The 1,638-nt window shown below is 44.9% G+C and carries 1 protein-coding gene; it reads left to right on the forward strand.

From position 1 onward, the window contains the following. A partial coding sequence (locus DWZ61_RS19370; RefSeq protein WP_347475474.1) for an IS30 family transposase occupies positions 1-1,375 on the forward strand: 1,375 nt, incomplete at its 5' end. Positions 1,376-1,638 lie beyond the last annotated feature (263 nt).

The following is a 1,638-nucleotide window of genomic DNA, read 5'->3' on the forward strand; positions in this document are numbered from 1 at the left end:
GCAGGAAGAACAGAAATGTTCTTCCTGTTTTTTAACAGAACTTCAGCAGCTGGCGGGGAAAGGAGACAGTATGGCAAAGTTCTTAAATTATGAGGACCGGCTGGAGATAGAAAGCGGACTAAAGGAGCATATGACTTTCACAGAGCTTGGAGAGAAAATTGGAAGAGACAGGACTACCATTACAAAGGAGATCCGGAACTATTCCATCGAACAGGATACCGGTTATGGAGGTTATCCGCACAATACCTGCAAATACAGAAAGGCGTGCAGGAGAAAAAAAGTGTGTGGAACAAATGATTGCAGGCATCCGTTGGTAGCTGTCTGCAAACAGTGTGAACTCATATGCAACCGATACTGTGAGCACTTTGAAGAGGAAATATGTACCCACCGTTTTAAACCGCCATATGTATGCAACGGATGCAGTGAAGTGAAAAAGTGCACGCTGACCAAAACCGTGTACGATGCGTTGGAAGCCCAGAGACAGGCGACGGAAAAGATATCAGAGTCCCGGAGCGGGATCCTTGCAACAGAAGGGGAGCTTGCCAGGCTTAATGCAATCCTGGTGCCGCTGGTAAAGCAGGGACAGTCCATCCATCAGATCTACCTGACACATAAGGATGAACTGATGTGCAGTGAAAAGACCCTCTACAACTACGTGGATGGATGCCTGTTTGATATCAGGAACATAGACCTGCCAAGAAAGGTAAAGTACCGTCCGAGATATAAAAAACCGGAGCTGAAAGTAGACCGTGGATGCCGTGTGGGAAGGAATTATCATGATTATGAAGTATATATGGAACAGCATCCGGACACAGCAGTGGTGCAGATGGATTCCGTGATCGGGAGCAAGGGAGGAAAAGTCCTGTTGACGATATATTTCGTAAATGTGTCACTGATGCTGGGATTTTTGCGGGAAGCAAATACCTCAAAATCGGTGATAGATATTTATGATGAACTGTACCACCGTCTGGGAGGACAGGATTTCAGAAAGCTGTTTCCGGTCATTCTGACGGATAACGGAAGTGAGTTTTCCAATCCGAAGTGTATAGAGAATGGACCGGATGGAAAAGGATTTCAAAGGACGAGGATCTATTACTGCAATCCAAGTGCGCCGTATCAGAAAGCAGAGATCGAGGTGGGGCATGAGTTTATACGCAGGATCCTACCGAAAGGAAGAAGCTTTGATGAACTGACGCAGGGAGACATAGAGCTGATGATGAACCATATCAATTCCTACCGTAGAAGGAAACTGAATGGAAAAAGTCCGTATGAAGCGTTCTGCTTTTATTATGGAGAAGACCTGGCGGAGAGGCTGGGATGCCAAGAGGTTGCAGCCAAAGACATCAACCTCACCGCAAGACTTCTCAAAAAGTAACCTGAAGACAGAATAAAGCACAGACCGCCGGCTGAAATAAGAACAGCAAAAGACGTGAATTTTGGCTTACAAAATTTGTAAGCCAAAACTGACGTCCGGTTTTTGTGCAAAAAAATACTCTGCCATAAGGTGATTATATCATAAAAGCAAGGAAAAAAACGGGAAAGTCATTACAAAAGTGGAAAGTCGGGTACAAAATTTGAAGGTCGCTTTCAAAATGTGAAACTCGTTTACAAAACGGGAAACTCGGGTGACTATTGAGC

The organism is Clostridium sp. AF34-10BH (assembly GCF_003478095.1).
GTDB lineage: Bacteria > Bacillota > Clostridia > Lachnospirales > Lachnospiraceae > Acetatifactor > Acetatifactor acetigignens.